Origin of the sequence: Pseudomonas sp. ICMP22404 (genome assembly GCF_006227205.1) — a bacterium.
Classification (GTDB): Bacteria; Pseudomonadota; Gammaproteobacteria; order Pseudomonadales; family Pseudomonadaceae; genus Aquipseudomonas.
The window spans coordinates 83,584-107,370 of sequence record NZ_VCNG01000009.1 but is presented as its reverse complement, the minus strand read 5'-3'; the positions used below and the strand labels follow the sequence as shown (position 1 = coordinate 107,370).

Sequence of the window (23,787 nt, the reverse complement as noted above, 5' to 3'; positions counted from 1 at the left end):
GTGTTGCGGTACGGACGCCGATTTGTCATCAGGAGCCTTGTGCATGACACGCACTTCAAAAATCCTTGCCTGGAGCTTGGCCAGCCTTGCTGTCCTGCTGGCCGTGTTGGTGCTGGTCATCGTGTTCTTCGATTGGAACCGGATCAAGCCGACGCTCAACGCCAAGGTCTCCGAGGAACTGCATCGCCCGTTTGCCATCAACGGCAACCTGGCCGTGGTCTGGCAACGTGAGCCCGAAGAGGGCGGCTGGCGGGCCTGGGTACCGTGGCCCCATGTGGTAGCCGAGGATTTGAGCCTGGGCAACCCCGATTGGTTGAAGAAACCGCAGATGGCCACGCTCAAGCGTGTCGAGTTGCGGATATCCCCCCTGGCCCTGCTGGCTCGGCGAGTGACGATTCCCCGGATCGACCTGACCGAACCCGACGCCAACCTGCAACGCCTGGCTGATGGACGTGCCAACTGGACCTTCCAGTTCGATCCGAAGGACCCGGACGCCAAACCGTCGAGCTGGGTGATGGACATCGGCGCCATCGGCTTCGACAAGGGGCACGTCACGCTTGACGACCAGACCTTGAAGACCCGACTCGACCTGCTGATCGACCCGCTGGGGAAATCCATTCCATTCAAGGATATCGTCGGCGAAAAGGCCGCGAAAAAGGTTCAGGACCAGGGCGCGACGCCTCAGGACTATGGGTTCGCCTTCAAGGTCGACGGGCAGTATCACGGACAGGACCTCAGTGGTTCCGGCAAGGTCGGCGGTCTGCTGGCCTTGCAGAATGCATCGCAACCCTTTCCCTTGCAGGCCCAGATCAAGACCGCCAATACTCGTGTCGAACTGGCCGGCACCCTCACCGACCCGATGAATCTCGGCGCCCTGGACCTGCGGCTGAAACTGGCCGGCACCAGCCTTGCTCATCTGTACCCACTGACCGGCGTGACCTTGCCGGATTCGCCGCCCTATGAAACTGACGGTCATCTGATCGCCAAGCTCCATGAGCCGGACGGGGCGCTGTTTCGCTATGAGGCATTCAACGGAAAGATCGGCGACAGCGACATCCACGGTGACTTGGCCTACGTCGCCAGCCAGCCACGGCCAAAACTCAGTGGCACGCTGGTATCCAATCAGCTGTTGTTCAGCGATCTGGCGCCGCTGATCGGCGCCGATTCCAACACCGAACAGAAGGCCCGCGGCAGCGCCAGCAAGCAGCCATCGGAAAAGGTGCTGCCCGTGGAGGAGTTCCGCACCGAGCGCTGGAGCGCGATGGACGCCGATGTGGAGTTCACCGGCAAGCGCATCGTCCACAGTGCGCAGTTGCCGTTCACCGACCTCTACACGCACCTGGTGCTCAACGACGGACAATTGAGCCTTGAGCCCCTGCGTTTCGGCGTCGCCGGTGGCCGACTCGATGCGCAGATCCGCCTCAACGGGCAGGCCCATCCCCTGGAGGGCCAAGCGAAGTTGACGGCGCGAGGATTCAAGCTCAAGCAGCTATTCCCCGGCTTCGAACCGATGAAAACCAGTTTCGGCGAGCTCAACGGCGATGCCGATATCAGCGGGCGCGGCAATTCGGTCGCGGCGTTGCTGGGTACTTCCAACGGTACGCTGAAAATGCTCATCAACGACGGTGCCATCAGCCGCGAGCTGATGGAGCTGGCAGGGTTGAACGTGGGTAACTACGTGATGGGGAAAATCTTTGGCGACAAGGAGGTGAAGATCAACTGTGCAGCGGCGGACTTCGACATCAAGACCGGCCTGGCAACCACCCGCCTGTTCGTATTCGACACGGAAAACGCAATTATCTACATCGACGGCACGGCGAACATGGCCACGGAGCAACTGGACCTGACCATTTCTCCGGAATCCAAGGGCTGGCGGCTGATTTCCCTGCGCTCGCCCTTGTATGTGCGGGGCAAGTTCGCCAAGCCCTCCGCCGGGGTCAAGGCCGTGCCGCTGATGTTGCGCGGTGCCGGGATGGTGGCGCTGGGTGTGATCGCCGCGCCGGCGGCCGGCTTGCTGGCCCTGGTGGCCCCCAGCGGTGGCGAGCCGAACCAGTGTGCGCCGCTGCTGGAGCAGATGAAGGCGGGCAAGGCGCCGGTGACGGTCAAGCCGACACGGTAATTCGGAGATTTGCGGTGAGGCGGCTGGTCTCATCGCGAGCAGGCTCGCTCCCACATTGAGGGTGTACACCTATCGAATGTGGGAGCGAGCCTGCTCGCGATGGGGTCTTACAAGTCGGCCAGAATATCGGCCATGTCATCGGCGTGTTCTTCTTCCTGGGCCAGGATGTCCTCGAAGATACGCCGGGTGGTCGGGTCCTTATCGCCCATGTACTGGATGATTTCCCGGTAGCTGTCGATGGCGATCCGCTCGGCCACCAGGTCCTCGTAGACCATTTCCTTGAGGGTGTTGCCTGCCACGTATTGTGCGTGGGAGTTGCGGGTCAACAGATCGGGGTTGAACTCCGGCTCGCCGCCCAGTTGCACGATGCGCTCGGCCAGTTTGTCGGCATGTTCGGCTTCCTGGTTGGCGTGTTCGAGGAATTCGCTGGCCGCCACGCTGGCCTTGAGGCCGGTGGCCATGAAGTAATGGCGCTTGTAACGCAGTACGCACACCAGCTCAGTGGCCAGTGCTTCGTTGAGCAGGCGCACGACTTCCTGTCGATCGGCGTTGTAGCCCTCGGTCACCGCGCCGTTCTGCACGTTTTGCCGCGCACGTTCGCGCAGGGTCGTCACATCGGATAAGTGCATGTCGCTCATCTCGTTCTCCTGGAGGCTGATCCGGTTGGGGGGCGTCGCGCTCTCGAGGCGCGATCGCTTACAAGGTTGGGAGTGATGAGCGAGGCAAAAGTTTTATGGGATGTGTCAGCTCTTACAATGATGACCAGGCGTCATGAAGGGCGCCTAGACTGCTCTTCAACCCCATCATCGATCACAAGGACGTCCATATATGTCGCAACGCTGCGCCACTCGCTACCCGCTGGTGCTGGTCCCTGGCATGCTCGGGTTCATCCGCCTGGTGTTGTATCCATACTGGTATGGGATCGTTTCGGCGTTGCGCCGGGGTGGCGCGGTGGTGGTGGCGGTGAAGGTCTCGCCGCTGCATTCGTCCGAGGTGCGCGGCGAACAATTGCTGGCGCGGATCGAGGAGGTCCTGCGGCAAACCGGCGCGGCCAAGGTCAACCTGATCGGCCACAGCCAGGGCGCCCTCAGTGCCCGTTATGCGGCGGCCCGGCGCCCGGACCTGGTGGCCTCCGTCACGTCGGTGGCCGGTCCCAACCACGGTTCCGAACTGGCCGACTACCTGCTGGCCCACTATCCGCCGAACAGTGCCAAGGGGCGCATGCTCAGCGCGGTGCTGCGGTTGATCAACGCGCTGATGAGCCTGCTCGAAACCGGCTATCGCGGGCCGAAGCTGCCGGTGGACCTCCATGCTTCCCATGAATCCCTCACCACTGCCGGAGTGGCGCGCTTCAATGAGCGTTATCCACAGGGGTTGCCTGAAACCTGGGGCGGGCAGGGGGCTGAAGAGGTCGACGGCGTGCGTTATTACTCCTGGTCCGGGATCCTGCAACCCGGCAAGACGGACAAGGGGCGCAACCTCTTCGATGGCACGAACCGCAGTTGCCGCCTGTTCGCCCGGACTTTCGTACGTGAGGCGGGGCAGTGCGATGGCATGGTCGGACGCTTTAGCTCGCACCTGGGTACGGTCATCGGTGATGACTACCCACTCGACCATTTCGATATCGTCAATCAGTCCTTGGGGCTGGTGGGCAAGGGGGCCGAGCCGATCCGGTTGTTTGTCGAGCATGCAGAGCGCTTGAAAGCGGCCGGTGTCTAGGCTCTGTACGAAGAACCTTGATGCTCGTTCATGCTGCGTTGAAAACAGCCTCGCCTGACCTTCGTCTCAAGACTTTTCGTACAGAGCCTAGGGCTGCGTTGTCTACACTGGATTCATCGCCGTCACGGTCGTGCGGCATTCAGGAGAAAACGTCATGAAGATGTTGCGTGTCCCTTTGTTGATGATCGGTTTGCTGCTGTGTTCCCAAGGCTTCGCTGCGACGGCCCAACAGACCAAGATGACCACCTGCAACGCCGATGCCACCGCCAAGGCGCTCAAGGGCAATGAGCGCAAGGCCTTCATGAGCACCTGCCTGAAGACCAAGCCGCCTGAAGTACGGGCAACGCCGCAGGAGCGCATGAAAACCTGCAACGCCGACGCGACCACCAAGGCGCTCAAGGGCGACGAGCGTAAAGCGTTCATGAGCAATTGCCTGAAGAACAAGTAACGCAGTGTCTGTCGCGAGTTTCTGTGGGAGCATGGCTTGCCCGCGATGCAGGCGCCTCGGTTTACGTTGAGACCGAGGTGACCCTGTCGCGGGCAAGCCATGCTCCCACAGGGCCCTCACGGCTACTGCAAAATCCCCTGAACCCCGACCAAAGTCGGCCGATACAATCCCTAGTGCTGTCGGCGGAAGGCTGGCAGACTGCCGATCCTTTCACGCCGTTTTTGGTTCTGAGGCTGTATGCCAACGTTTTCTCAGCGTCATGTGTTGTTGGTGATCAGTTGGGTGATCATTTTTGGTGGGTTGCTGCTGGTGTTGCCGCTACGCCTGTTGCCAAGCCTGATGGCCGGGCTGCTGGTGTTCGAGCTGGTCAACATGCTCACCCCACAGTTGCAGCGATTGATCGAAGGCCGACGTGCCCGCTGGCTCGCGGTAGCGTTGCTGGGCACCCTGGTGGTCAGTGTGCTGTCGTTGATCTTCGCCGGTGCAATCAGCTTCCTGCTGCATGAAGCGGAAAACCCCGGTGCATCCCTGGACAAGTTCATGGCCGTGGTCGACCGCGCCCGCGGACAGTTGCCCCCCTTCATCGACGCCTACCTGCCGGCCAGCGCCGCCGAGTTCCGGGTAGCGATTGGCGACTGGATGAGCAAGCACCTGAGCGACTTGCAACTGGTGGGCAAGGACGCGGCGCACATGTTCGTGACATTGCTGATCGGCATGGTGCTGGGGGCGATCATTGCCTTGCAGCGCGTCCCCGACCTGACCAAGCGCAAGCCCCTGGCCGCCGCACTGTTCGATCGCCTGAGCCTGTTGGTCAAGGCGTTCCGCAACATTGTCTTCGCCCAGATCAAGATTTCCCTGCTCAACACCTTCTTCACCGGGATTTTCCTGGCGGTGGTGCTGCCGCTGTTCGGCATCAAGCTGCCGCTGACCAAGACCCTGATCGTGATGACCTTCCTGCTGGGTTTGCTGCCGGTCATCGGCAACCTGATGTCCAATACTCTGATCACCATTGTCGGCCTGTCGCTATCGATCTGGGTTGCCGTGGCGGCACTGGGTTACCTGATCGTGATCCACAAGCTCGAATACTTCCTCAACGCCCGCATCGTGGGTGGACAGATCAGCGCCAAGTCCTGGGAACTGCTCATGGCGATGCTGGTGTTCGAAGCGGCGTTCGGCCTGCCGGGGGTGGTGGCGGGGCCGATTTACTATGCGTATCTCAAGAGCGAGTTGAAGCAGTTGGGGATGGTCTGATTCCGGGAATGCATTGTCTGATCCGGTCCCTTCGCGAGCAGGCTCGCTCCCACAGGTGACCGAGTCTCTTCAGCAAGCACCCGGTGCAATGTGGGAGCGAGCCTGCTCGCGAAGGCCGCCCCGCAATATCAGGTCAGGCCTGGGTCCCGTAGCGCTTCATCGCCTCGATCGCCAACCCGCTGCCAATGCTCCCGAAGATGTTCCCTTCCACATGCCGCGCCTTGGGCAGCATGGCCGAGACGCTGTTGCGCAGGGCCGGGATGCCACTGGAGCCGCCGGTGAAGAACACCGTGTCGACCTGATCGACGCCAACGTTGGCGTCGCTGAGCATTTGCGTGACGCTGGCGCGAACCCGCTCCAGCAGACCGTCGATAGCCGATTCGAACAATGCGCGGCTCAGGTCCACGCTCAAGCCCGGTTCGATCCGGTCCAGGGCCACGTGGCGCTGGTCGGCGTGGGTCAGCTGGATCTTGGTTTCTTCCACTTCCATCGCCAGCCAATGCCCGGCGCGCTGTTCGATCAACTTGAACAGTCGGTCGATGCCGCCGGTGTCTTCGATGTCGTAGCGCATGCTGTTCAGGGCCAGGGTGGATTTCTGCGCGTACACCGCGTTGATGGTGTGCCAGGTCGCCAGGTTCATGTGGTGGCTGGTGGGCATGTAGGCGCCGCTTTTCATCCGGCTGCCATAGCCGAACAGGGGCATCAGGCCCTGTAGGCTCAGTTGCTTGTCGAAGTCGGTCCCACCGATGTGCACGCCGCCGGTGGCGAGGATGTCGGCGTGGCGGTTGTCGTGGTTGCGGCGTTCGGGAGACAGGCGTACCAGGGAGAAGTCCGAAGTACCGCCGCCGATGTCGACGATCAGCACCAGCTCTTCTTTTTCGATGGTCGATTCATAATCGAATGCCGCAGCGATGGGTTCGTACTGGAACGAGACCTCCTTGAAGCCGATGGCGCGAGCCACCTCCACCAAAGTGTTTTCGGCCTCCTGGTCCGCCAGCTCATCGTCATCGACGAAAAACACCGGGCGGCCCAGCACCACTTCCTCGAACTCCCGACCAGCGGTCGCCTCGGCGCGTTTCTTCAACTGGCCGATGAACAGGCCGAGCAAGTCCTTGAATGGCATCGCCGTGCCCAGCACGCTGGTGTCGTGCTTGATCAGCTTGGAACCGAGCAGGCTCTTGAGCGAGCGCATCAGCCGGCCTTCGTAGCCTTCCAGGTATTCGTGCAGGGCCAGTCGGCCGTAGACCGGGCGGCGCTCCTCCAGATTGAAAAATACCACCGAGGGCAGGGTGATCTTGTCGTCCTCCAGCGCGATCAGCGTTTCCATGCCGGGGCGCAGCCAGCCGACGGTGGAGTTGGACGTGCCGAAGTCGATGCCGCAGGCACGGGCTGGGGATGCGTTTTTCATGTCTTTCAGGTTCCGGTCGAAAAAACGGCCGCGCAGTGTATGCCAGTGCGGCGCGGATTCGAAGGCCGGTTATCCGCTAATTCGCACTCTCAGCCTTGAAAGACAGCGTTGGACCCCCAAACTTGTCGGCATGAGACTGGCAGCCACAGGGCGGACACAAGAACCGCCACCGGTTGCCGATAAACTTCTGAAGCGCCGCCAGGTCCCAATCTTGAGATGGATCAACCCGGTGCCCGCTGATCGGGGCATGCTGTGGACGGTGGTGCGACATCGATAACGGGTGGTGATGCTTAGATGGACTTCAAAGACTATTACAAGATCCTGGGTGTGGAACCGACGGCTGACGACAGCACGATCAAGGCTGCCTATCGCAAACTCGCGCGCAAATACCACCCGGATGTCAGCAAGGAAAAAGACGCCGAGACCAAATTCAAGGATGTCTCCGAAGCCTATGAAGCGCTGAAAAGCGCCGACAAACGCGCCGAGTACGACGATCTGCGTCGATATGGCCAGCACGGCCAGCCGTTCCAGGGGCCGCCGGGCTGGCAGAGCCGCGGTGGTTTCGGGGGCCAGGATACCGGGGATTTTTCAGACTTCTTCAGTTCGATCTTCGGCAATCGCGGGCCAGGATTCGGGGGCGCACAGTCAGGTCGCAGCGCCGGCCGTCGGGGGCAGGACGTGGAGATGGAATTACCGATTTTCCTGGAAGAAGCCTTGTCGAATGAGTCGAAAAAGGTCAGCTTCCAGGTGCCGCAGTACAACGCGGCGGGCCAGCACGTCAGCAACACCAGCAAAAGCCTGAACGTGAAGATCCCGTCAGGCGTGACCGACGGCGAGCGGATCCGCCTCAAGGGCCAAGGCGCGCCGGGTATTGGTGGCGGGGCCAATGGCGACTTGTACCTGACCATTCGCTTTGCCCCGCACCCCAAATTCGATGTCGAAGGCCAGGACCTGATCATCACCCTGCCGCTGGCGCCCTGGGAGTTGGCGCTGGGCACCGAGGTGGCCGTCCCGACCCTCACCGGCAAGATCAACCTCAAGGTCCCGGCCGGCAGCCAGAACGGCCAGCGCATGCGCGCCAAGGGTCATGGCCTGCGCAACAAGGCCGGTGAGCGCGGCTACCTGTTCATCCAGCTCAAGGCCGTGATGCCCAAGTCCAACGACGAAGCGGTCAAGGCTTTGTGGGCAGAGCTGGCGAAGAAAGCCGCATTCGATCCACGGGAGAATTTCTGACGGCGGGGCCTTTGCCAGCCCTGCCCTATCAAGGTATTGGGAGAAGCACACCATGAGCAACCCGATCATTGAACTGAGCCTGACGGAGTTCTGCGAGGCCGCCGCGTTGCAGGATGTCCATGTGATAGAAATCGTCGCCCATGGCATCCTCGAACCCCACGGCGCGGCCCCGACGGACTGGCGGTTCACCGACTACGAGCTGGTCCTGGCCCGTCGTGCCGCCAAGCTGCGCCGCGAGCTTGAACTGGAATGGGAAGGCGTCGCCCTGGCGCTGGATCTGTTGGAAGAAGTGCAACAACTGCGCACCGAGAACCGCATGCTCAAGCAGCGGTTGGGGCGGTTGGTGGAGTGATGCAGTTCATTGGGCGAAGGGAGCAGGCTTTGTGTGGGAGCAAGGCCTGGTGTTGGAGCAAGGCTTGGTGTTGGAGCAAGGCTTGCCCGCGATGAATACAACGCGGTTTCCCTGATGTCGAGTTGCTTGTATCGCGAGCAAGCTATGCTCCCACGGAGTTTCTTCGCCACTCAGTCAAAACAGAAAATACCGCTGCGCCATCGGCAGCGACTCGGCCGGTTCGCACCACAGCAACACACCGTCGGCCTTGACCTGATAGGTCTGTGGATCGACGTCGATGTCCGGCAGGTAGTCGTTGTGGATCAGGTCGGTTTTCTGCACACCCCGGCAACCCTTGGCCACCGCGATTCTTTTCTTCAGGCCTAACTGTTCCGGCAGGCCCGCATCGGCGGCCGCCTGGCTGATGAAGGTCAGGCTGGTGGCATGTCGCGAGCCGCCGAAGCTTGCGAACATCGGTCGGTAGTGCACCGGTTGCGGTGTCGGGATCGAGGCGTTGGCGTCGCCCATCAGGCTCGCGGCAATCGCTCCGCCCTTGAGGATCAGCGTCGGCTTGACGCCGAAGAACGCCGGGCGCCACAGCACCAGGTCGGCCCACTTGCCCACTTCGATGGAGCCCACTTCATGGCTGATGCCATGGGTGATCGCCGGGTTGATGGTGTATTTGGCGATGTAGCGCTTGATGCGGAAGTTGTCGTTGCCTTCGCCGTCGCCGGGCAGGGCGCCGCGTTGTTTCTTCATTTTGTCCGCAGTCTGCCAGGTGCGCAGGATGACCTCGCCGACGCGGCCCATGGCCTGGCTGTCGGAGCTGATCATCGAGAACGCGCCGAGGTCATGGAGGATGTCTTCGGCGGCGATGGTTTCGCGGCGGATTCGGCTTTCTGCGAACGCCACGTCTTCGGCGATGCTTGGGTCCAGGTGGTGACAGACCATCAGCATATCCAGGTGTTCGTCGATGGTGTTGCGGGTGAACGGCCGGGTCGGGTTGGTAGAGCTGGGCAACACGTTAGGGAAACCACAGGCCTTGATGATGTCCGGCGCATGACCGCCGCCGGCGCCTTCGGTGTGGTAGGTGTGGATGGTACGCCCCTTGAAGGCGCCCAGGGTGGTTTCCACGAAGCCGGACTCGTTGAGGGTGTCGGTATGGATCGCCACCTGCACGTCGTACTGGTCGGCCACGTTCAGGCAGTTGTCGATGGCTGCCGGGGTGGTGCCCCAGTCTTCGTGCAGCTTCAGGCCGATGGCGCCGGCCTTGACCTGTTCGATCAAGGGCTCCGGTAGGCTGGCATTACCCTTGCCGGTGAGGCCGATGTTCATCGGGAAGGCGTCGGCGGCCTGGAGCATGCGCGCCAGGTGCCATGGGCCGGAGGTGCAGGTGGTGGCGTTGGTACCGGTGGCTGGGCCTGTGCCGCCGCCGATCATGGTGGTGACGCCGCTCATCAAGGCCTCTTCGATCTGCTGTGGGCAGATGAAGTGGATGTGGGTGTCGACGCCGCCAGCCGTGAGAATCATGCCTTCGCCGGCAATCACTTCGGTGCTGGCGCCGATGGCGATGGTCACATCGGGTTGGATGTCCGGGTTGCCAGCCTTGCCGATGGCCGCGATGCGTCCGTCCTTGAGGCCGACGTCGGCCTTGACGATGCCCCAGTGGTCGATGATCAGCGCGTTGGTGATCAACGTGTCCACCACCTCCGCGGCCAGCAGCTGGCCCTGGCCCATGCCGTCGCGAATCACCTTGCCGCCGCCAAATTTCACTTCTTCACCGTAGGTGGTGAAGTCCTTTTCCACTTCGATCCACAGCTCGGTATCGGCCAGGCGGACCTTGTCACCGACGGTGGGGCCGAACATGTCGGCGTAGGCTTGTCTCGAGATCTTCATGTGCTTTCCTGATCGTTCCCATGCTCTGCGTGGGAATGCCGCCATGGACGCTCTGCGTCCGCTTGTGGGACGCGGAGCGTCCCGAGATGCATTCCCACGCAGAGCGTGGGAACGAACTGCGACCTAGAGGTCGCCCATGACCCGCCCGGCAAACCCGAACACCCGGCGATGCCCGGCCAGGTCCACCAGTTCCACCTCGCGGCTCTGGCCCGGCTCGAAGCGCACGGCGGTGCCGGCCGGGATGTTCAGGCGCATGCCGCGGCTGGCGGCGCGGTCGAAGGTCAGGGCGTCGTTGGTTTCGAAGAAGTGATAGTGCGAGCCGACCTGGATCGGCCGGTCGCCGCTGTTGGCGACGGTCAGCGTCACGGTACGGCGGCCGACGTTGAGTTCGATGTCGCCGGGCTGGACCTGGTATTGGCCTGGAATCATTGCGGTTGTCCCAAAAGCTTGTAGTAGATGGCGGTCGGGGTGTACGTCCCGTCCGGGCTCTGGCAGTAGTCGGGCAGTTCACCGACACGGGTGTAGCCCATGGCGCGGTAGAACGCCTCGGCCTCGGAGCCGGCCTCGGTGTCGAGGTACAACAGGCCACGCTTGTGCTGGCGGGCGCCGAGCTCCAGGGCACTCATCAGCTGCTGGCCCAGGCCCCGCCGGCGGGCCTCGCCTCGGACCAGCAGTTTCTGCACTTCGGCGCGGTTCAGGCCGTTGGGCTTCTGACATAGGGCAAGCTGGACGCTGGCCTGCACCTGTTCGTCCTTGACCACGACCCACAACAACAGACTGCCCTGATTGAGGCTGGTCTGGACTTCGTCGAAGTAGGCGCGGGCCTGGACCGCATCGAGATCGGCCATGAAGCCGACACTGGCGCCGTACCCCACGGCGTCGAGCAACAGATCAATCAGGCCTTGGCGGTAATGCGCAAAGCTTTCGGCGTGGACTCGACGCAACTGGGCGGCGTTCATCTGATGTCACTCCTTGTTGGAAACAGGCGCAGGTGCCCCGGGATTGAGGATCAACTGCATGAAAGTCAGGTCCAGCCAGCGACCGAACTTGGTCCCCACCTGGGGCATCTGCCCGGTGATGACGAAACCGGCCCGCTCGTGCAAACGAATCGAAGCCGCGTTGCCGCTTTCAATGGCGGCGACCATGACGTGTTTGCCACACGCCTTTGCGCGCTCGATCAACACCGTCATCAACCGTGGGCCGAGGCCATTGCCACGCTGGTCGCTGCGCACGTACACCGAATGCTCCACGGTGTGCCGGAAGCCGTCGAAGGGGCGCCAGTCGCCGAAGGCAGCATAGCCGAGTACATGTTCTTCGCCGTCGACGATCACCAGCACCGGGTAGCCCTGGGACTGCCGTGCATCGAACCATGCCTGGCGGTTGCCCAGGTCCACGGCCTGTTCGTTCCAGATCGCCGTGGTGTTGAGCACCGCGTCGTTGTAGATGTCGCGGATGGCGGGCAAGTCCGCCGGGAGCGCGTCACGAATCCGATACGTCATGGCACGGTCCTCAGGCGATCGGCTGATGGACGGTGACCAGCTTGGTGCCGTCGGGAAAGGTTGCCTCGACCTGGATCTCCGGGATCATTTCCGGGATGCCTTCCATCACCTGTTCGCGACTCAGCAGGGTGGTGCCGTAATGCATCAACTCGGCCACGGTCTGACCGTCGCGGGCGCCTTCGAGCAGGGCCGCGGAAATGTAGGCCATGGCCTCCGGGTAATTGAGTTTCAAGCCGCGGGCCAGTCGCCGCTCGGCGACGAGGCCGGCGGTGAAGATCAACAGCTTGTCTTTTTCGCGTGGGGTCAGGTCCATGTGCAATCCATAAGAGGCAGATAAATAATTCGCGCTAAGCTCAACCCTTGGATGGGAACCCGTGGGAGCAAAGCTTGCTGGCGATAAACGATAACGCGGTCTTTTTCTGTGTCGAGGCGCCTGCATCGCGAGCAAGCTTTGCTCCCACAGAACTCAGTACTCCCACAGAAAAGCAATTCAGGTACTCCAGATTCTCGGTGGCACGGCTTCTCGCCCCAACACCGCCGGGCGCAGCAGTCGCCACAACTCAACCAGCCACCCCCGCGCGAGCAAGGCCTCGCTCGCCAGGCACCGCGCCACGACCAGCCCCGGCAACTGCGTCAGGTCCCCACGCACCGCGTGGCCCAGGGAGCGACACTGCTCCAGCAGTTCACTGTCGATCTCGCCCGTCACCAGCAGCGTCGCAAACACCGGGTCGCCGCCCAGCCCGATGGGTGAGTCCAGTAAACCGTCGCCACCGACGATGCGCTGGCGCTCATGCCACAACAACTGTCCGTCGCGGCGAATGTCCAGCCGCGATTGAAAGTGTCCCAGGTCGAAGCGCTCGCCGCTGGCGGGGCGGCCGAGGGCAACCATGTCCCAATAAAACAGGCGCCCGTCGCCCTGCAAGTCGATGGACGTGCCGAGTTCGGCCTGGGCGGCGCTGAAAACAATGGTCTCCTGGGGCAACCACTCCAGTGTCGCCCCGGCTGCCACGCTCAGGCTCAGTTGCTGACAGGCAGGCGCCGTGGCGCGGTACCACTTGGCCGCGCCGGGGCTGGTCAGCTGTGCCCAGGCGCCGGGGCCGACGTGAGCCGAGATCGCCAATCGGTCACCGCCAGCAATGCCCCCAGGCGGGTGGACAATGATGTGTTGGCACACCTCGGGCCCTTCGGCATACAAATGTTTTTGCACCCGCAGCGGGCCTTTATGGCGGCGTTGTACCGGGCGCGTGCTGTCGCCAAAGCGGGCGTAGGCCAGCTCCAGCTCGGCGTGCCAGCAGGGCGTGAACAGGGCAGGTGCAGAGAGAGGTAGATTCATGATTTCTGATTATTGTCCGGACGCTACAGACTAGATCGTAACCAGTCCGCGCACACCCTCGGCTTCCATGTTTTCTCCGCGCCCCTGCTGCACGATCTCGCCCCGGGACATCACCAGGTATTGATCGGCCAGCTCGGCGGCGAAGTCGTAGAACTGCTCCACCAGCAAAATCGCCATGTCGCCCCGGGCCGCCAGTTGCTTGATGACCGCGCCGATTTCCTTGATGACCGACGGCTGGATGCCTTCGGTGGGCTCGTCGAGAATCAACAGGCGTGGGCGACTGGCCAACGCCCGGCCAATGGCGAGCTGCTGTTGCTGGCCGCCGGACAGGTCACCGCCACGGCGCTGTTTCATTTGCAGCAGCACCGGGAACAACTCGTAGATGAACGCCGGAACTTCCCGCGCCTCGGATGCGGGAAAACGCGACAGGCCCATCAGCAGGTTTTCTTCCACCGTCAGCCGTCCGAAAATCTCCCGACCCTGGGGCACATAGGCGATGCCGGCGTGAACCCGCTGATGTGGCTTGAACGCGGTGATGGTTTTGCCTTCCCAATTCACTGCCCCTTCCCTGGCCGGCAGCAGGCCCATCAGGCATTTGAGCAGGGTGGTCTTGCCCACGCCATTGCGACCTAGCAGGCAGGTTACTTCGCCGACCTTCACGTCAAACGACAGGCCCCGCAGGATGTGACTACCGCCGTAGTATTGGTGGAGCTTGTCGACTTGCAGCATGGTTTGAATTCCCCTCAAATCCTCTGTGGAGCAATGGCTTTCTGTGGGAGCAAAGCTTGCTCGCGATAGCAGCACCTCGGTCCAGCAGAAGACCGCGTTATCGTTCGTCGCGAGCAAGCTTTGCTCCCACAGGCCCTATCCCATAGAGGTAATGTGTTCACAGCTCTACCGACCGAGATACACCTCGATCACCCGCTCATTGTCCTGGACCTGCTCCAACGACCCTTCGGCCAGCACACTGCCCTGGTGCAGCACGGTAACGTGGTCGGCGATGGTGCCGACGAAGCCCATGTCATGTTCCACCACCATCAGCGAATGCTTGCCCGCCAGGGATTTGAACAGCTCGGCGGTGAAGTCGGTTTCGGCGTCGGTCATGCCCGCCACGGGTTCGTCGAGCAATAGCAATTGCGGGTCTTGCACCAGCAGCATGCCGATCTCCAGGAACTGCTTCTGTCCGTGGGACAGCAGCCCGGCCGCGCGATTGACCGATGGCGTGAGGCGGATGGTCTCCAGCACTTCATTGATACGGTCGTGCTGCTCGCCGGTCAGCTTCGCCCGCAGGCTGGCCCATACCGACTTGTCGGTTTTCAACGCCAGTTCCAGGTTCTCGAACACGCTCAGGGCTTCGAACACTGTGGGCTTCTGGAACTTGCGGCCGATACCGGCCTGGGCGATCTGCACTTCGCTCATGCCGGTCAGGTCGAGGGTCTCGCCGAACCAGGCGTTGCCGTGGCTGGGGCGGGTCTTGCCGGTGATCACGTCCATCAGCGTGGTCTTGCCCGCGCCGTTGGGGCCGATGATGCAACGCAGTTCGCCCACGCCGATGTACAGGTTCAGATCGTTCAGGGCCTTGAAACCGTCGAAGCTGACGCTGATGTCTTCCAGGGTCAGGATCGTGCCGTGACGGGTATTCAGGCCTTCGCCGGCGGCCCGGCCGAGGCCGATGGCGTCGCGGCTGCTGCCGGCGTCCTTGTTGGGTTCGGTTGGAAAAAAAGCTGGCTCGAGCATGAATTCGGCACTCGCTGTGATTCTCATTGTTCGCCTCGTTTCTTCAGCAGGCCCACCACGCCCTTGGGCAGGTATAGGGTCACCACGATGAACAGCGCGCCCAGGAAAAACAGCCAGTACTCCGGGAAGGCCACGGTGAACCAGCTCTTCATGCCGTTGACCACGCCGGCGCCCAGCAGCGGCCCGATCAGTGTGCCGCGCCCGCCGAGCGCCACCCATACGGCGGCCTCGATGGAGTTGGTCGGTGACATTTCGCTGGGGTTGATGATGCCCACCTGTGGCACATACAACGCCCCGGCCAGACCGCACAGGACCGCGCTCAAGACCCAGACGAACAGCTTGAAGCCCCGGGGATCGTAACCGCAGAACATCAGGCGGTTTTCCGCGTCCCGCAGGGCGGTCAGCACCCGGCCGAACTTGCTGCGGGCCAGTCGCCAGCCGATGAACAGGCTCGCCACCAGCAACAGCACAGTGAGCAGGAACAGCACGGCTCGGGTGCCGGGTTCGGTGATGCCGAAACCCAGGATCGAGCGGAAATTGGTGAAGCCGTTGTTGCCGCCGAAGCCGGTTTCGTTGCGGAAGAACAGCAGCATTCCGGCGAATGTCAGGGCCTGGGTCATGATTGAGAAATACACGCCCTTGATCCGCGAACGAAAGGCGAAGAAACCGAACATCAACGCCAGCAGCCCCGGCGCCAGGACCACCAGGCACAAGGCCCAGAGAAAACTGTCAGTGCCGGTCCAGTACCAGGGCAATTCGGTCCACGACAGGAACGTCATGAACGCCGGCAAGCCATCACCGGCCGCCTGGCGCATCAGGTACATGCCCATGGCGTAGCCGCCCAGGGCGAAGAACAGGCCATGGCCCAGGGACAGCAAGCCGGCGTAGCCCCAGACCAGGTCCAGCGCCAGGGCAACGATGGCGTAGCAGAGAATCTTGCCCACCAGCGTCAGGGTGTAGGCCGAGACATGCAGTGGATGGTCCGCCGCCAGCAACGACAGCAGTGGCAGGCTCAACAGTACGGCCAGGATCAGTGCACCGACGGCGAGGGTGACTTTAGGCCCGGCCTTTTGCGTGGCCGTGAGCATCAGGGGCTGGTTCATCAGTCGATTACCCGTCCTTTGAGCGCGAAGAGGCCTTGCGGACGCTTCTGGATGAACAGAATGATCAGCGCGAGGATGAGGATCTTGCCGAGCACGGCGCCGATCTGCGGTTCGAGAATCTTGTTGGCGATGCCCAGTCCGAACGCGGCGGATACGCTACCGGCCAACTGGCCGACGCCGCCGAGCACCACCACCAGGAACGAATCGATGATGTAGCTCTGGCCCAGGTCCGGGCCGACGTTGCCGATCTGGCTCAGGGCCACGCCGCCCAGCCCGGCAATGCCCGAACCGAGGCCGAAGGCGAGCATGTCCACGCGCCCGGTGGGTACCCCGCAGCAGGCCGCCATGTTGCGGTTCTGGGTGACGGCCCGCACGTTCAGGCCCAGGCGGGTCTTGTTCAGCAACAACCAGGTCAGCAACACCACGAACAGTGCGAAGGCGATGATGACGATGCGGTTGTACGGCAGCACCAGGTTCGGCAACACCTGGATCCCCCCCGACAGCCAGGCCGGGTTGGCCACTTCGACGTTCTGCGCGCCGAATACCAGGCGCACCAGTTGGATCAGCATCAGGCTGATGCCCCAGGTGGCGAGCAGGGTTTCCAGTGGCCGTCCGTAGAGATGGCGGATCACCGTGCGTTCCAGGGCCATGCCGATGGCGGCGGTGATGAAAAATGCCACCGGCAGGGCGATCAGCGGGTAGAACTCGATGGCGTTCGGCGCGAAGCGCTGGAACAGCATCTGCACGACGTATGTGGAATAGGCGCCGAGCATCAGCATCTCGCCGTGGGCCATGTTGATCACCCCCAGCAGGCCGAAGGTGATGGCCAGGCCGAGGGCCGCGAGCAACAGGATCGAGCCCAGGGACATGCCGCTGAACGCCTGGCCCAGCAGCTCGCCCACCAGCAGTTTGCGCTTGACCTGGGCGAGACTGGTCTCGGCGGCGGTGCGCACGCCCGCATCGGTTTCGGCGCCAGGTTCGAGCACGCCTTCGAGACGGGTGCGGGCCAGCGGGTCGCCGGTTTCCCCCAGCAACCGGACGGCCGCCAGGCGCACGCTTGGATTGGCGTCCACCAATTGCAGGTTTGCCAGGGCCAGGCTCAGGGCGGCGTGGACATCTTCGTCTTGCTCGCCGGCCAGCTGCCGGTCGAGAAAAGCCAGCTGCGCCGGGCGCGCGCTTTTTTGCAGCTGTTGCGCTGCGCCCAGGCGCATGCGGGGATCACTGGCAAGCAGTTGGTGACTGGCGAGGGCGGTTTCGATCAGCCCCCGCAAGCGATTGTTCAGGCGCAAGGTCTTGGGCTGGCCGTCGACGGTCAACTGGCCTTGCTGCAAAGCGTTGAGCAGTTCGACACGCCCGGGCTCGGGCTGCGCCGCCCAGGTTTCCAGCAGTTTGGCCTGCAGGGTCGGGTTGGCGGCGACGAAGTCTTCGGCGTCGCCCGCGTGGGCGCCCAGTGGCAGTAACATCACCAGGGCGAGAATCAGACGGTAAAGGGCGGTGGGCATATGCTCGGCCTTGCGCAGTGCTTTTTGTGGGAGCGAGCCTGCTCGCGATAGCGGCGTACCCGTCACGTTTGCGCTGACTGATCCAGCGCTATCGCGAGCAGGCTCGCTCCCACAGGAGTCGTGTGTCGGTCCCGGGATCCGGGGCCGACACCCATGGGCTCAGTTACCCTTCACCGCATAGTCGGGCTTCTTGTCGTTGCCGGCGATGAACGGGCTCCACGGCTGGGCGCGGACCGGACCCTCGGTTTGCCAGACCACGTTGAACTGACCATCGGCCTGGATCTCGCCGATCATCACCGGCTTGTGCAGGTGGTGGTTGGTCTTGTCCATGGTCAGGGTGTAGCCCGACGGCGCGGCGAAGGTCTGGCCGGCCAGGGCTTCGCGAACCTTGTCGACGTCGGTGGACTTGGCCTTTTCTGCCGCTTGGGCCCACATGTGGATACCGACATAGGTGGCTTCCATCGGGTCGTTGGTCACGGCCTTGTCGGCGCCCGGCAGGTTCTTGGCCTTGGCGTAGGCTTTCCAGGCATCGACGAATTTCTTGTTCGCCGGGTTATCCACGGATTCGAAGTAGTTCCATGCCGCCAGGTTGCCCACCAGCGGTTTGGTGTCGATGCCACGCAGCTCTTCTTCGCCCACCGAGAACGCCACCACCGGTACGTCGGTGGCTTTCAGGCCCTGGTTGGCCAGTTCCTTGTAGAACGGCACGTTGGAGTCGCCGTTGACCGTGGAGATGACCGCGGTCTTGCCGCCGGCAGAGAACTTCTTGATGCTCGCCACGATGGTCTGGTAATCGCTGTGGCCGAACGGGGTATAGACCTCTTCGATGTCCTTGTCCGCCACACCCTTGGAGTGCAGGAACGCCCGGAGGATCTTGTTGGTGGTGCGCGGGTAGACGTAGTCGGTGCCCAGCAGGAAATAGCGCTTGGCGCTGCCACCTTCTTCGCTCATCAGGTATTCCACTGCCGGAATCGCCTGCTGGTTCGGCGCGGCGCCGGTGTAGAACACGTTAGGCGACATCTCTTCGCCTTCGTATTGCACCGGGTAGAACAGCAGGCCATTGAGTTCTTCGAACACCGGCAGCACGGATTTGCGCGACACCGACGTCCAGCAGCCGAACACCACGGCGACCTTGTCCTGGGTCAGCAACTGCCGGCCTTTTTCCGCAAACAGTGGCCAGTTCGAGGCCGGGTCCACGACCACCGCTTCGAGCTGCTTGCCGTTCACACCGCCCTTGGCATTGATTTCGTCGATGGTCATCAGCGCCATGTCCTTGAGGGACGTCTCGGAAATCGCCATGGTCCCGGACAGCGAATGCAGGATGCCGACCTTGATGGTCTCGGCGGCCTGGACGGTCCAGGCCATGCCCATCGCGGCAATGCTGGCCGAGAGGGTAAAAGCCTTGATCAAGCTACGACGTTTCATGGTGCGATCTCCGTGAATTGGTGTTTTTTTCGAGGGCAGATGCAGACGCTGAACAGGGCTTTTGCAAGGGGTGTGCCCGGTCGTGGCAAGGCCGGGAAATGTGGGGGCGATGCGCTGGGGAGCGCAGGGCAACGCACCACGAGCGACCGTCGCTTGTGCGCTGGTGCGATCAGATGCGCCACATCGGTGCGCAGAAATCGCAGGCCTCGAATGCCTTGATGTGGGGGCGAGCCTGCTCGCGATAGCGGTGGGTCAGCCAGAGACGATGAGACTGATCCACCGCTATCGCGAGCAGGCTCGCTCCCACAAGGAGGCTACTGTGGACAGAGGATTCTGGGGCTCAGCGCCGGCGCATCAGGCCGATGAAAAACAGCCCGCCAATGGCTGCCGTCGCCACGCCAATCGGCAGGTCCTCCGGTGCGATCAGGGTCCGGGCGGCCACGTCCACCCACACCAGGAACAGGCTGCCCAGCAGTACACAGGCCGGCAGCAAGCGACGATGCTCGGCACCCACCAGGCGCCGGGCGATGTGCGGCACCATCAGCCCGACGAAACCGATCGAACCGCTGATGGAGACCAGCACGCCGGTCATCAGCGACGCGATCAGGAAGATCCACAACCGCACCTTCGCCGCGTTCAGGCCCAGGGTCACCGCGGTCTGTTCGCCCGCCATCAGGGCGTTCAACGGCCGAGCCATGCCCAGCAGCAGGACCAGTCCCAGCAGGACACTGGCGGCGGGCACCGCCAGCAGTTCCCAGCGCGCCAGGCCCAGGCCGCCGAGCATCCAGAACATCACCGCGGAGCTGGCGCGATGGTCACCCAGGAACAGCAGCAGGTTGGCCGCCGCCATCATCACGAATGACACCGCCACGCCGCACAGCAACAGACGATCGCTTTCCAGGCGACCCTGGCGGCTGGCGATCGCCAGCACCAACAGCATGCTCAGCAGCGCGCCGATGAACGCGGCGAGGGGCAGGGTCAGCAGGCCGACGATTTCCCCGACATGCAGCACCACGATGACCGCCCCGAGGGTCGCGCCGGAGGTGACCCCGAGCAGGTGCGGATCGGCCAGTGGGTTGCGGGTGACCGCTTGCAGCACCGCGCCGATCAATGCCAGCCCGGCGCCCACCAGCGCGCCGAGCAGCAGGCGCGGCACGCGGATCAGCCAGACGATGTGTTCCTGGCCGGCCGTCCAATGGACCTCTCCCATACCGAAGGCCTTGTTCAACAAAATATCCCAGACCACGGCCACCGGTACCCGCGCCGGCCCGAAGCCCAGGGACACCACGCACGACAGCAGCATCAGCGCGCCGAGGAAGATCAGCAGTCCGGCATAGCGACGAGGGTTCATCGGTGCTGGAAACCCTGCGCCAGGGTTTGTACCGCCAGCACGTTGTCGATGCCCGGTGTGGCCTGGACGTAGGGAATCACGATGAAGCGTCGGTGCCTGATCGCATCCACTGATTGCAAGGCCGGATTGCTCAGCAGGAATTGCTGTTTCTGCTCGGCGCTGACTTCGCCGTAATCGACGATCACGATGACCTCGGGGTTGCGCTCGACCACGTTCTCCCAGTTCACCCGGGTCCAGCTGGTTTCAACGTCGTCCAGGATATTGCGCCCGCCCGCCGCGTCGATCAGGGCCTGGGGCATGCCCAGCCGGCCGGAAGTCATGGCCCGGTCTTCACCGCTGTCGTAGAGGAACACCCGGGGCCGATTGGCTGGCAGGTCTTTGCGGACTTCGGCCACCTGGGCCTGCATCGCGGCGATCAGTGCATCGGCGCGATCCTGGACGTCGAAAATCTTCCCGAGATTGCGCAGGTCGTTGTAGGTGTCCTCCAGCGAAGCCGCCGGGCGTTTCATCACGAACGCACAGGATTCGGTCAGTTCGTAGACAGGGATACCCAGCGGTTGCAGGGTCTGTGGCGTCAGGTCACCGCCCACCCGCATGCCGTAGTCCCAGCCGGCGAAGAAGAAGTCCACGTTGGCGTTGAGCAGGGTTTCCACCGAGGGGTATTTGGCCGCCAGTTCCGGCAGGCCATCGAGAATCTTCGCCATCTCCGGCGTCACCGATTTCCAGCCGCTGATGCCGCTGTAGCCGACCATGCGCGATTTGAGCCCGAGGGCGAGCATCATCTGGGTCATGTTGATGTCGTGACTGACGGCATGCCGGGGTGCTTCGTTGAACACCACCTGGCGGTTGCAGCTCTGGATCGTCAATGGATAGCGGGTGGCTTCGGCCAGGGCGTGGGCGCTGCACAGCAGCAGCGGCAGGAGCAGCAGGGAACGCAGGGTCATGGTTGGGTTATCCAGGTGATTCGTGGGTAGCCAGCGAGGGGATGTTCATCCACCAGGGCTTCGACGCCGAAGACGTCGTGCAGCAGCGTGGTGGTCAGTACATCCTTGGGGGCACCGCTGGCGACGATGCGGCCGTGTTCGATGACATAGAGTCGGTCACAGAAGGCGGCAGCCAGGTTCAGGTCGTGGATGCTGGCGAGGGTGCCGATCCCCAGGCGCTTGATCAGTTGCAGCAGTTCGAGTTGATAGCGCGGGTCGAGGTGATTGGTCGGTTCGTCGAGGATCAGCAGTTGCGGTTGCTGAGCCAGGGCCCGGGCCAGGATCACCCGCTGTTTTTCACCGCCCGAGAGGGTGGCGAAGGCATGTTCGCCGAAGCCTTGCAGCCCTGCCGCTTCCAGGGCCTGGATGACCAGGCGCCGGTCCTCGTGGTTATCGCCATCGAACAGGCCTTTGTGAGGCGTGCGGCCCATGGCGACCACTTCCTCGACCGTCAGGCCAAAGGCGTCGGGAAATTCCTGCAGTACCACGGCGATACGTTGCGCGCACCAGCGTGATGACTGGCGCCAGACGTTGTGGTGGTCGAGTTTCACCTCACCGCTCTCCGGCGGGTTGAACCGATAGGCGCAACGCAGCAGGCTGGTCTTGCCACTGCCGTTGGGCCCGATCAACCCGACGAACTCCCCGGCCGCCACCTGCAACGTGGCGTCACGCAGTTGGAACTGGTGATGGCAGTGACCATGGCCCAGGGGTGTCCAGGCGAGGTGGGAGAGGGTCAGCGAGGTCATGCGGGTACTCAAATGATCGGGTTAAGACACAATCCCTGTGGGAGTGAGCCTGCTCGCGATAGCCGTGGATCAGGCGCCTCTGTGCTGGCTGATCCAGCGCTATCGCGAGCAGGCTCGCTCCCACATTTGCGGGTTTTGTCTACAGTTCGGCAGCGGGCGCGATTGTAGAGGTTTCGCGCCGCCTTCCGTTAACGCACTGTCTTCAACTTGAAGATGAAGCCACTTCAGCCTGGCGGTTGAAACGGGTGAAGAGCCGATCGAACAGCCACACCACCACCAGCGACGCCCCCACCAAGGGAAACACCACGGCCAGGGTCAGCATGATGACCACCCCGGTTTTCCACGTTGGCAGGTCGTGACGCAGGGGCGGTACGCCGAACTTGCCCTGTGGCCGGCGCTTCCACCACATCACCATGCCGCTCACCGCGCTGAGCAGGATCATCAGGCAGATCAGCAGCACGACGATCTGGTTCGCCGGGCCGAACATCTTGCCTTCGTGCAACATGACGCCGGTTTCGGTGGCGCGGGCGACGACGCTGTAATCGGCCCAGCGCACATCGGCCAGGACCTTGCCGGTGTACTGGTCCACGTGAAGAGTCGCGTCATTGCGCGGATCGTCGGCGAACACGGCAATGGTAAACACTCCCGTGGCTGTGGTCGGCAGGGTGATGCTGTAGCCCGGCGTGACCTTGTGTTCGGCGGCGATGTCCTGCACCGCTTGCAGGCGGATGGTCGGCGCCGCGGGGCCCTCGTGCATGCCACCGTGGGCCATGTGTTCGGCATGATCGCCGGACATCGGCATCGGTGTGTTCTCCACGGCCCAAGGCACGGTCTGGCGGTGGGCGTTGTTGAGGCTGCCGGCTTCGACGTCGGACTTGGGCATGTCGTTCCACATCGCAGCCGGGAAGCGATTCCAGAGCTCGGCGTACTGCTTGCCCCAGAAGCCGGTCCAGGTCATGCCGCTGAGCAGCATCACCAGCAGCAACGCCGCGCCCCAGAAGCCGACGACCACATGCAGGTCGCGCCAGAACAGCCGACCGCGAGCGTTCCAGCGCGGCCACAGGACCCCGGCCGAGGATTGCCCGCGGGGCCACCACAGGTACAGCCCCGACACCACCAGCACCACGCCCCAGCCGGCGGCCATTTCCACCAGCCGATCACCGACGGTGCCGATCAGCAGTTCGCCGTGGATGGCCCTGGCCATGGCTTGCAGGTTGTTCTTGGCGTCCTGTTCGCCGAGGACGTCACCGTGATAGGGATCGATGAAGACGTTCAGCTCCCGACCCTTGTCGATCACCACGAACTGCGCGCTGCGCTCGGCGTCGGCCGGTGGCAGGTACTGTTTGACCCGCGCTTCGGGGTAGGCCCGGCGGATCTGTTGGAGCAAGTCGTCCGCGGCCATCGTGTGATGACCGGCCGGTACGTTCAGCAGGCTGCCGTACATCAGTGGATCGAGTTGCGGTTTGAACAGGTAAATGATGCCGGTCAAGGCCAGCATCACCATGAACGGCGCGACGAACAGCCCGGCATAGAAATGCCAGCGCCAGGCCAGGTTGTAGAAATTCGGTTTCGGTTGGCTCATCGAAAAGCGCTCCGCTTGGCAAATGTGTTTGTTATGTAGTCGCTGTGCGACCGAGCGCGGGCAAGCCTTGCTCCCACAGGGTTGGGTAGTGCCTGTGGGAGCGAGGCTTGCCCGCGATGTT

General features: G+C 62.9%; 23 protein-coding genes. 6 read left to right on the top strand and 17 right to left on the bottom strand.

Annotation, left to right across the window (positions count from 1 at the left end; all coding sequences use genetic code 11):
- Window positions 1-43 precede the first annotated feature (43 nt).
- The gene (locus FGE05_RS16890) at window positions 44-2,119 is read left to right on the top strand and encodes an AsmA family protein (protein ID WP_139646711.1); all 2,076 of its coding nucleotides are present in this window, start codon (window positions 44-46) and stop codon (window positions 2,117-2,119) included.
- Between the two features lie 107 nt (window positions 2,120-2,226).
- Here the strand turns inward: FGE05_RS16890 and FGE05_RS16885 are convergent, their stop codons facing one another.
- Window positions 2,227-2,757, bottom strand: coding sequence for a bacterioferritin (locus FGE05_RS16885; RefSeq protein ID WP_139646709.1), 531 nt, complete (start codon window positions 2,755-2,757; stop codon window positions 2,227-2,229).
- A 190-nt stretch (window positions 2,758-2,947) separates the two neighbouring features.
- On the opposite strand from FGE05_RS16885, the gene FGE05_RS16880 reads away from it, so the two are divergent.
- The 3 genes from FGE05_RS16880 (at window position 2,948) to FGE05_RS16870 (ending at window position 5,537) form a co-directional block, all read left to right on the top strand.
- Window positions 2,948-3,838, top strand: a complete 891-nt coding sequence (locus tag FGE05_RS16880; protein WP_139646707.1) for a triacylglycerol lipase — start codon at window positions 2,948-2,950, stop codon at window positions 3,836-3,838.
- Between the two features lie 154 nt (window positions 3,839-3,992).
- Window positions 3,993-4,286 (top strand): PsiF family protein, encoded by a 294-nt coding sequence (locus tag FGE05_RS16875; RefSeq protein ID WP_139646705.1) that lies wholly within the window; start codon window positions 3,993-3,995, stop codon window positions 4,284-4,286.
- A gap of 237 nt (window positions 4,287-4,523) precedes the next feature.
- Complete coding sequence (locus tag FGE05_RS16870; protein ID WP_139646703.1) at window positions 4,524-5,537, top strand: AI-2E family transporter; 1,014 nt, start codon at window positions 4,524-4,526, stop codon at window positions 5,535-5,537.
- A 133-nt stretch (window positions 5,538-5,670) separates the two neighbouring features.
- On the opposite strand, the gene FGE05_RS16865 is transcribed toward FGE05_RS16870, so the two are convergent.
- Window positions 5,671-6,945, bottom strand: coding sequence for an Hsp70 family protein (locus tag FGE05_RS16865; protein WP_139646701.1), 1,275 nt, complete (start codon window positions 6,943-6,945; stop codon window positions 5,671-5,673).
- A gap of 294 nt (window positions 6,946-7,239) precedes the next feature.
- Here FGE05_RS16865 and FGE05_RS16860 point away from each other — a divergent pair, with 294 nt between their 5' ends.
- A complete protein-coding gene (locus tag FGE05_RS16860) occupies window positions 7,240-8,178 on the top strand; it encodes a DnaJ C-terminal domain-containing protein (RefSeq protein ID WP_139646699.1) in 939 nt (312 codons plus the stop codon).
- A 52-nt stretch (window positions 8,179-8,230) separates the two neighbouring features.
- Window positions 8,231-8,530: a chaperone modulator CbpM gene (locus tag FGE05_RS16855; protein WP_139646697.1), complete on the top strand. Its 300-nt coding sequence runs from the start codon at window positions 8,231-8,233 to the stop codon at window positions 8,528-8,530.
- 174 nt (window positions 8,531-8,704) lie between these two features.
- On the opposite strand, the gene ureC is transcribed toward FGE05_RS16855, so the two are convergent.
- The 15 genes from ureC to FGE05_RS16780 form a co-directional block, all read right to left on the bottom strand.
- Window positions 8,705-10,405 carry an urease subunit alpha gene (ureC, locus tag FGE05_RS16850; RefSeq protein WP_139646696.1) on the bottom strand — a complete coding sequence of 567 codons (1,701 nt, stop codon included), beginning with the start codon at window positions 10,403-10,405 and terminating at the stop codon, window positions 8,705-8,707.
- A 123-nt stretch (window positions 10,406-10,528) separates the two neighbouring features.
- Window positions 10,529-10,834: an urease subunit beta gene (locus tag FGE05_RS16845; RefSeq protein WP_139646694.1), complete on the bottom strand. Its 306-nt coding sequence runs from the start codon at window positions 10,832-10,834 to the stop codon at window positions 10,529-10,531.
- A complete protein-coding gene (locus FGE05_RS16840) occupies window positions 10,831-11,364 on the bottom strand; it encodes an N-acetyltransferase (RefSeq protein ID WP_139646692.1) in 534 nt (177 codons plus the stop codon). The genes FGE05_RS16845 and FGE05_RS16840 overlap by 4 nt, the downstream gene beginning before the upstream one ends.
- Before the next feature lie 6 nt (window positions 11,365-11,370).
- A complete protein-coding gene (locus FGE05_RS16835) occupies window positions 11,371-11,904 on the bottom strand; it encodes a GNAT family N-acetyltransferase (protein WP_139646690.1) in 534 nt (177 codons plus the stop codon).
- A 10-nt stretch (window positions 11,905-11,914) separates the two neighbouring features.
- Window positions 11,915-12,217, bottom strand: a complete 303-nt coding sequence (gene ureA, locus FGE05_RS16830; RefSeq protein WP_003197350.1) for an urease subunit gamma — start codon at window positions 12,215-12,217, stop codon at window positions 11,915-11,917.
- 177 nt (window positions 12,218-12,394) lie between these two features.
- Window positions 12,395-13,237 (bottom strand): urease accessory protein UreD, encoded by an 843-nt coding sequence (locus FGE05_RS16825; protein ID WP_139646688.1) that lies wholly within the window; start codon window positions 13,235-13,237, stop codon window positions 12,395-12,397.
- Between the two features lie 30 nt (window positions 13,238-13,267).
- Window positions 13,268-13,966 carry an urea ABC transporter ATP-binding subunit UrtE gene (urtE, locus tag FGE05_RS16820; protein ID WP_047700267.1) on the bottom strand — a complete coding sequence of 233 codons (699 nt, stop codon included), beginning with the start codon at window positions 13,964-13,966 and terminating at the stop codon, window positions 13,268-13,270.
- 165 nt (window positions 13,967-14,131) lie between these two features.
- A complete protein-coding gene (gene urtD / locus FGE05_RS16815) occupies window positions 14,132-15,001 on the bottom strand; it encodes an urea ABC transporter ATP-binding protein UrtD (RefSeq protein WP_139646686.1) in 870 nt (289 codons plus the stop codon).
- On the bottom strand, window positions 14,998-16,077 hold the full coding sequence (gene urtC, locus FGE05_RS16810) for an urea ABC transporter permease subunit UrtC (protein ID WP_139646685.1): 1,080 nt from the start codon (window positions 16,075-16,077) through the stop codon (window positions 14,998-15,000). Before urtC ends, urtD begins: the two co-directional genes overlap by 4 nt.
- Window positions 16,077-17,579 carry an urea ABC transporter permease subunit UrtB gene (urtB, locus tag FGE05_RS16805; protein WP_139646683.1) on the bottom strand — a complete coding sequence of 501 codons (1,503 nt, stop codon included), beginning with the start codon at window positions 17,577-17,579 and terminating at the stop codon, window positions 16,077-16,079. The genes urtC and urtB overlap by 1 nt, the downstream gene beginning before the upstream one ends.
- A gap of 159 nt (window positions 17,580-17,738) precedes the next feature.
- Window positions 17,739-19,004: an urea ABC transporter substrate-binding protein gene (gene urtA / locus FGE05_RS16800; protein ID WP_024779220.1), complete on the bottom strand. Its 1,266-nt coding sequence runs from the start codon at window positions 19,002-19,004 to the stop codon at window positions 17,739-17,741.
- Between the two features lie 340 nt (window positions 19,005-19,344).
- A complete protein-coding gene (locus FGE05_RS16795; RefSeq protein WP_139646681.1) occupies window positions 19,345-20,355 on the bottom strand; it encodes an iron ABC transporter permease in 1,011 nt (336 codons plus the stop codon).
- Entirely contained in the window at window positions 20,352-21,299 is a 948-nt protein-coding gene (locus FGE05_RS16790) for an ABC transporter substrate-binding protein (protein WP_139646679.1), read from the bottom strand. Before FGE05_RS16790 ends, FGE05_RS16795 begins: the two co-directional genes overlap by 4 nt.
- Window positions 21,296-22,084, bottom strand: a complete 789-nt coding sequence (locus FGE05_RS16785) for an ABC transporter ATP-binding protein (protein WP_139646677.1) — start codon at window positions 22,082-22,084, stop codon at window positions 21,296-21,298. The genes FGE05_RS16790 and FGE05_RS16785 overlap by 4 nt, the downstream gene beginning before the upstream one ends.
- 202 nt (window positions 22,085-22,286) lie before the next feature.
- A complete protein-coding gene (locus tag FGE05_RS16780) occupies window positions 22,287-23,666 on the bottom strand; it encodes a PepSY domain-containing protein (RefSeq protein ID WP_139646675.1) in 1,380 nt (459 codons plus the stop codon).
- Window positions 23,667-23,787 lie beyond the last annotated feature (121 nt).